This window comes from Bacillus sp. AC266, assembly GCF_979253805.1.
Map to the genome: position 1 here is coordinate 84,280 of NZ_CEEDEC010000010.1, position 7,051 is coordinate 91,330.

A 7,051-nucleotide genomic window follows, 5' to 3' on the forward strand; every position below is an offset into this window, starting at 1 on the left:
CTCCTTTTGCATCAGAAAGATTCTCTGTTATTCTTACAATATGAATGAAGAAAGCTAAATAGAAGAAGGGGATTTTGAAATGATTGTAGGGATTGGAATCGATATTATTGAGTTAAATCGAATTGAAAAAATGCTAGATGGAAAGCTTAAATTTATGGAACGTATTTTAACTGAAAGGGAACGTGGTGTTGCCGAGGGGTTGAAAGGAAGTCGTCTTATAGAATTCGTAGCTGGAAGATTTGCAGCAAAAGAGGCGTATTCTAAAGCGGTAGGGACCGGTATCGGGAAAGAAGTGAGTTTTTTAGATATTGAAGTAAGGAATGATGATAGAGGTAAGCCGATTATCATTACAAATACAGAGCATATTGTTCATTTATCAATTAGTCATAGTAAAGAATTTGCCGTTGCTCAAGTTGTTTTGGAAAGCTCGTCACGCTAGTCTGCATATTTTATATCTTTGTCTCATATATTTGAGGTAGCGATAAGGAAGGCATATCTTCCATTTATTTATAGGGGCAAAGGGGCTGAAGTGATGAAAAGGCGTCTGTTTTTAGTTCTTGTCGGTTTATTGACCGTTTTTGTGTTGGCGGGTTGTATGGAAAAGAAACAGGAAGATGTTGTGAGAGATTTAGAAACGAAAGTTAAAAGTATGAAGAGTTATCAAGCTGAAGCGAAATTATCTATTAAAACAGGAAATGAACCTCAAGAGTACAATGTAGAAATTTGGCATAAAGAACCTTCGTATTATCGTGTGAATTTGCAGAATGCGAAAAAGGATCAGAGTCAAATTATTTTAAGGAATGATGAAGGTGTATTTGTATTAACACCGGCACTTAATAAGAGTTTCCGTTTTCAAAGTGATTGGCCGCAAAATAGTAGCCAGGCTTATTTATATGAATCACTTGTAAGAGATATTTTGCAAGATAAGAAAAATCTCTCTTTCGAGAAAACAGATAAGTATTATGTGTTTAAAACAAAAACAAATTATCAACATCAAAATATGTTGCCGAAACAAGAAATTAAGCTGAATAAAAGTGATTTAACACCAGTTTCTGTGAAACTGATGGATAATGATCAAAATGTCCTTGTAAAAGTAGATTTCACTAAAGTAAAGTTTGATGCAAAGTTTGATAAAGGTGCATTTGATACGAAACAAAATATGTCTAGAGCACAAGTGGATGTTCAGACGGCAGCGAAAGAAGACAAACCGTTTGCTATTTTGTATCCACGTGATACACCGCAAGGTATGACTTTGAAAGAGGAAGAAGAGTTGAAGACAGACAGTGGCAAGCGTGCAATACTCACATACACTGGAAGTAAGAAATCCTTTACTTTAATACAAGAAAAGTCAAAAGTTGCAGAGGCCTCATCGGCGGTAAGTGTAAGTGGAGAGCCGGTTGATCTTGGTTTCACGATTGGTGCATTGACGAAAGACTCTGTAACGTGGTCACATAACGGAGTAGAATATATGCTCGTGTCTAAAGGTTTAGAGACGAATGAGTTGTTGATGGTTGCTCGTTCGGTTACAGCGAAGCAGGTGAAGTAAACTTCTTAGACGTGGTGATATATGTGCACCACGTCTTTTCTTAGTTTGAAGGTGGATTTCATAAAAGAAGCATATAAAAGAATAAGCTTCGCATATCGTGTATAAGGAAGTGTATTTATGGAAGAAGCACCGTTTTACCGTGACACGTGGGTGGAAGTGGATTTAGATGCGATCTATAACAATGTTGCACATATTAAAGAGTACATTCCAAGTGATGTAGAGATTTTTGCTGTAGTTAAAGCGAATGCATATGGGCACGATTATGTACCGGTGGCTAAAACTGCATTAGAAGCAGGAGCAACAAGATTAGCAGTTGCTTTTTTAGATGAAGCTTTAGTGCTTCGGAGGGCTGGTATTACTGCACCGATTTTAGTATTAGGTCCTTCCCCGCCCCGTGATGTAAATGTAGCTGCTGAAAATGATGTAGCATTAACTGTTTTTCAAAAAGAATGGGTGGAAGAAGCGATAAAGCTCTGGGATGGTTCATCAATAATGAAATTCCATATTAATTTTGATAGTGGTATGGGGAGAATCGGAATACGTGAACGAAAAGAATTAAAAGGGTTCTTAAAGAGTTTAGAAGGTGCGCCATTTTTAGAGTTAGAAGGAGTATATACGCATTTTGCAACAGCGGATGAGGTTGAGACTTCTTACTTTGATAAGCAATATAATACATTTTTGCAGCAGTTACGTTGGTTGAAAGAATTTGTAGTGAATCCTAAATTTGTCCATACAGCCAATAGTGCCGCAACGTTAAGGTTTCAAGGGATTACATTTAATGCGGTGCGAATTGGTATTGCGATGTATGGATTATCCCCATCTGTAGAAATACGTCCTTTTTTACCATTTAAATTGGAACCGGCGTTGTCACTTCACACGAAAGTTGCTCATATTAAGCAAGTGATTAAAGGAGATGGGATTAGTTATAATGTCACATACCGAACGAGAACTGAAGAATGGATTGCGACAGTTGCAATTGGATATGGAGATGGCTGGCTTAGAAGATTGCAAGGGTTTAAGGTACTTGTAAACGGTGAAAGAGTACCGATTGTAGGGCGAGTAACAATGGATCAATTCATGATACATCTGCCTTGTGAAGTGCCACTTGGTACGAAAGTTACACTCATTGGAAGACAAGGTGATGAGTATATTAGTGCTACCGAGGTTGCTGAATATTCCGGGACTATTAATTATGAAATTATCGCAACGATAAGCTTCCGTGTACCGAGAATATTTATACGACACGGTAAAGTTGTAGAAGTAATCAATTATTTGAACGATATATAGAAGAAGGTATTATTACTCAGCATCTCGTCATTTGGAGGAGTTTCACTAATAAAGAATAGGCTCTTTTTCGCTGGGGAGCTTCTTTTTATACTTGTTATTAATATAAGTTGCAATGAAATATTACTGAAGGATTGCTTTATTTCTTGTTTGAAAGAGATAAAAAGTAAAAGAAGATGAATGTTTTATTTATGAATTGGAAAACATAAGCAAGGAATAAGGAAGTCTTTGCAACAGGCTCCATACAATGGTATTATTACAATAGGTGTCATATATATATTTGGGTGTGTAGTTGACGGTGGAGGTGTATTTTTGTGTCCGAATCAAGTGTAACTACTGAAATCGTGGTTCGGTTGCCAAAGCAAATGGTAACGGAATTGGACGGAATTGGAAAACAAGAGAATAAGAATCGCCATGAACTAATTTGCCAGGCAACACAACTGTTATTGCGTCAACATAAGACGAAGAAACGCTACCAACATGAATCAATGCGACGTGGGTACATTGAAATGGGAAAAATTAATCTTGGTATTGCATCTGAAGCTTTCTTAGCAGAGTATGAAGCAGCTCATACAGTAGAACGCTTAGTTAGCGGGGGGTAATATTTTGATTGTAAAACGCGGCGACGTGTATTTTGCAGACCTTTCCCCAGTTGTTGGTTCTGAGCAAGGAGGCGTTCGTCCGGTTCTTGTCATTCAAAATGACATCGGAAATCGTTTTAGTCCGACTGTGATTGTAGCGGCTATTACTGCACAGATTCAAAAAGCGAAATTACCCACTCATGTGGAAATTGATGCGAAAAAGTACGGTTTTGAGAGGGATTCTGTTATTTTACTTGAGCAGATTCGAACAATCGATAAGCAACGCTTAACGGACAAAATCACTCATTTGGATGAAGTGATGATGAGTCGTGTAGATGAAGCGTTACAAATTAGTTTAGGACTAATAGATTTTTAAATCGGCAGTTTAAGTTGCTCTCTTTACAGGGCAACTTTTTTTTATTATAGAGGAGGTTACGGTTGGATATGGAAATGGTAGATAATCGACAAGGGTTAATGAAAATGTTAGTGAAAGAATTAGGCTTTACAGAAAAGCAAGTTCGTCATGTTATTCAATTAACAGAAGAAGGTAACACAGTTCCATTTATCGCTCGTTACCGAAAAGAATGGACAGGGTCTCTTGATGAGGTGCAAATTCGTGCAATCTTAGAAAGATGGCAATATATGATGCAACTAGAAGATAGGAAAGAAGAGGTTCTTCGTCTTATTGGTGAAAAGGGTAAACTAACCGAAGAGTTGCGTCGTCATATTGTTGCTGCAACAAAACTTCAAGAAGTAGAAGACTTATATCGTCCATATAAAGAAAAAAGAAGAACGAAAGCTACAATTGCTAAAGAAAAGGGATTAGAACCGTTAGCTGAGTGGCTATTATTATATAAAAAAGAAAATCCAGCAGAGAAGGCTATGGAATTTGTTAATGCAGAAAAGGAAGTGGCGTCTGCAGAAGATGCGTTGCAAGGTGCGCAAGATATTATTGCGGAACTTGTTTCGGATAATGCGGCATATCGTAGTTGGATTCGCAATACTACTTTCCGAAAAGGGATTATGTCTTCATCTGTAAAAGATAAAGAAAAAGATGAAAAGAATATATATGAAATGTATTATGGCTATGAAGAACCGTTGCAAAAAGTAGTGCCGCATCGTGTACTAGCTATGAATCGTGGTGAAAAGGAAGACGTATTAAGAGTTTCTGTTATCACGCCAATTGAAGAAATTCTTCAGTTTTTACATAAAAAAATGATTCTTGATGAAGCTTCTAAAAGTGCGCATTATGTACAATTAGCGATGGAAGATGGATATAAGCGATTAATTCAACCTTCAATAGAAAGAGAAATTCGTAAAGAATTAATGGAAACGGCCGAAGAACAAGCGATTCATATTTTCTCTGAGAATTTACGTAATTTATTATTACAACCTCCGATGAAAGGGAAAGTTGTGTTAGCGGTAGATCCAGCATATAGAACCGGTTGTAAATTAGCTGTAGTAGATGATACAGGAAAAGTTCTTCACATAGATGTTATTTATCCGCATCCGCCTGCTCGTAAATATGAGGATGCAAAAACGAAAATCATTTCAATTATAGATAAATATGAAGTTGAAATGATAGCGATTGGAAATGGTACAGCTTCGAGGGAAACGGAAGAATTTATAGTAGATGTATTACAAAATGTAGAGCGAGATGTATTTTACATTATTGTAAATGAAGCGGGTGCTAGTGTGTACTCAGCATCTGATGTAGCTCGCGAGGAGTTTCCAAATTTACAGGTTGAAGAAAGAAGTGCTGTTTCAATTGGGAGACGTCTACAAGATCCACTTGCAGAGCTTGTGAAAATTGACCCTAAATCTGTTGGGGTGGGACAATATCAACATGATGTATCTCAAAAGAGATTAAATGAATCATTAACATTCGTAGTAGAGACAGCAGTTAACCGAGTTGGTGTTAATGTGAATACAGCTTCAGTTGCATTGTTGCAATATGTTTCGGGATTATCAAAAACAGTTGCGAAAAATATTGTAGCTAAGCGTGAGGAAGATGGGAAATTCACGAAGCGTACTGAATTAAAGAAAATCCCACGTTTAGGTGCAAAAACATACGAACAATGTATCGGGTTTTTACGTATATTAGAAGGAGCGAATCCGTTAGATCGCACAGGGATTCATCCGGAACAATATAAAAATGTTGAATTGCTATTGAAGAGTTTAGGGTTATCAAAGAATGATGTGGGGAAACCAAACTTGCAAAAGAGTTTCGAAGGAGTAGATATTTCTAAATTATCTCAAGAGACGGAGATTGGTGAGCCGACATTAGTTGATATTATGGATGCTTTAATTAGCCCGGAGCGAGATATGAGGGATGAGTTGCCAAAGCCACTTCTGAAAAAAGGGATTTTAAAATTAGAAGATTTAAAGCGTGGTATGGAATTAGAGGGAACGATCCGCAATGTTGTTGATTTCGGTGCCTTTGTTGATATTGGTGTGAAGCAAGATGGTTTAGTGCATATTTCTAAACTAAGCAAACAATTTGTAAAGCATCCATTAGATATTGTATCCGTGGGACAAATTGTAAAGGTATGGGTAGATGATATTGATACGAAAAAAGGTCGTGTTGCATTATCAATGCTACCGATTGAATAGTAAGAAAAGAGAGCAGATGAAACTGCTCTTTTTTTTATGAACTGGAAAGTTTAATTGATTATGAGCTTTGATGTATTTTACTATAATAAAACCAGCATTCATTTAGTAACTTGATTTGATACCGGTTTTTCTCAAAATATGCACGTTGCATTTGTTTCTTTAGCCACGTGGGCATAGGAATCCCTCCTTGTTTAATCCTGCTCTCAAAAAAAGTAGCTCCTTTTAGCTAAAGTAACTTTGATGAGAGGTTGGTGAGTGGATTTCTAGCAATGCTGCATTTTTAGAAATCACGCTTCTTGAATGAGGATGGGTATATGTACTATTTACTATATGTATAAGAAGGGAGAAAAGTGTGGAAATATTTTTTAGTTTAGGAGGAATGAGAATGGATGAGCAAGAAATTCAGCGGTTAGTGGAAGAGGTATCGTTACAATGCTTTGGAATGCCGTTTTTACATAAAGCGATGTTTAATAGTAGGTTACGTACAACTGGTGGGCGCTATCTATTGAAGAATCATAATATAGAATTGAATTATCGATATTACGAAGTATATGGAAAAGAAGAGTTAGTCGGGATTGTTAAACATGAACTTTGTCATTATCACTTACATATCACAGGAAAAGGGTATAAGCATCGAGATAGAGATTTTCGTGAGTTATTAAAGAAAGTAGGTGCACCACGTTTTTGTAAACGAATGATTAGTGAGGAGGAAACGAGAGTTTCTATGTATGAATGTATGGGGTGTTCTTTTCAATATGTAAGAAGACGTCAAATAAATACACAAAGATATGTATGTGGAAAGTGTAAAGGACAACTAAAACTGGTAGTGAAAACATCTTGACAGTGAAAACGCAATCCAGTATATTATAAACATGTCACGTTTGCGCAAGATGTTGTGAAAAAACTTCTTGACTTACGATGAGAATTTTTATAAGATACAAATTGTCTTCATTATTCCGCAGTAGCTCAGTGGTAGAGCTATCGGCTGTTAACCGATCGGTCGTAGGTTCGAGTCCTACCTGCGGAG

The 7,051-nt window shown here is 36.9% G+C and carries 8 protein-coding genes and 1 tRNA gene; 8 read left to right on the forward strand and 1 reads right to left on the reverse strand.

The genetic code is table 11. The features are described 5' to 3' along the window. The first annotated feature begins 79 nt into the window (after window positions 1-79). The 6 genes from acpS to AC0IXC_RS27320 all read left to right on the forward strand — a co-directional run bounded on the left by acpS (window position 80) and on the right by AC0IXC_RS27320 (window position 6,024). A complete protein-coding gene (gene acpS, locus AC0IXC_RS27295; RefSeq protein WP_088034763.1) occupies window positions 80-439 on the forward strand; it encodes a holo-ACP synthase in 360 nt (119 codons plus the stop codon). Window positions 440-595: 156 nt separating this feature from the next. After that, window positions 596-1,546: a LolA family protein gene (locus AC0IXC_RS27300; protein ID WP_002124820.1), complete on the forward strand. Its 951-nt coding sequence runs from the start codon at window positions 596-598 to the stop codon at window positions 1,544-1,546. Between the two features lie 117 nt (window positions 1,547-1,663). Then, complete coding sequence (gene alr / locus AC0IXC_RS27305) at window positions 1,664-2,833, forward strand: alanine racemase (protein WP_215590580.1); 1,170 nt, start codon at window positions 1,664-1,666, stop codon at window positions 2,831-2,833. A gap of 311 nt (window positions 2,834-3,144) precedes the next feature. Beyond that, window positions 3,145-3,432 carry an antitoxin EndoAI gene (locus AC0IXC_RS27310; RefSeq protein ID WP_000004570.1) on the forward strand — a complete coding sequence of 96 codons (288 nt, stop codon included), beginning with the start codon at window positions 3,145-3,147 and terminating at the stop codon, window positions 3,430-3,432. Between the two features lie 4 nt (window positions 3,433-3,436). Continuing rightward, window positions 3,437-3,787, forward strand: coding sequence for a type II toxin-antitoxin system endoribonuclease NdoA (ndoA, locus tag AC0IXC_RS27315; protein ID WP_000635965.1), 351 nt, complete (start codon window positions 3,437-3,439; stop codon window positions 3,785-3,787). A 68-nt stretch (window positions 3,788-3,855) separates the two neighbouring features. Next, complete coding sequence (locus AC0IXC_RS27320) at window positions 3,856-6,024, forward strand: Tex family protein (protein ID WP_002029442.1); 2,169 nt, start codon at window positions 3,856-3,858, stop codon at window positions 6,022-6,024. Window positions 6,025-6,082: 58 nt separating this feature from the next. Here AC0IXC_RS27320 and cmpA read toward each other — a convergent pair whose 3' ends face one another. After that, on the reverse strand, window positions 6,083-6,199 hold the full coding sequence (gene cmpA / locus AC0IXC_RS27325; protein WP_001143642.1) for a cortex morphogenetic protein CmpA: 117 nt from the start codon (window positions 6,197-6,199) through the stop codon (window positions 6,083-6,085). Between the two features lie 210 nt (window positions 6,200-6,409). Between cmpA and AC0IXC_RS27330 the strand changes: the two genes are divergently transcribed. Continuing rightward, complete coding sequence (locus AC0IXC_RS27330) at window positions 6,410-6,865, forward strand: SprT family protein (RefSeq protein WP_016095131.1); 456 nt, start codon at window positions 6,410-6,412, stop codon at window positions 6,863-6,865. A 114-nt stretch (window positions 6,866-6,979) separates the two neighbouring features. Continuing rightward, window positions 6,980-7,051 (forward strand) — tRNA-Asn (locus AC0IXC_RS27335).

What these genes read in the sequence shown, in the direction of transcription:
- acpS (WP_088034763.1), top strand. Translation starts at nt 80, where the DNA reads ATGATTGTAGGGATTGGAATCGATATTATTGAGTTAAATCGAATTGAA.
- AC0IXC_RS27300 (WP_002124820.1), top strand. Translation starts at nt 596, where the DNA reads ATGGAAAAGAAACAGGAAGATGTTGTGAGAGATTTAGAAACGAAAGTT.
- alr (WP_215590580.1), top strand. Translation starts at nt 1,664, where the DNA reads ATGGAAGAAGCACCGTTTTACCGTGACACGTGGGTGGAAGTGGATTTA.
- AC0IXC_RS27320 (WP_002029442.1), top strand. Translation starts at nt 3,856, where the DNA reads ATGGAAATGGTAGATAATCGACAAGGGTTAATGAAAATGTTAGTGAAA.
- cmpA (WP_001143642.1), bottom strand. Translation starts at nt 6,199, where the DNA reads ATGCCCACGTGGCTAAAGAAACAAATGCAACGTGCATATTTTGAGAAA.
- AC0IXC_RS27330 (WP_016095131.1), top strand. Translation starts at nt 6,410, where the DNA reads ATGGATGAGCAAGAAATTCAGCGGTTAGTGGAAGAGGTATCGTTACAA.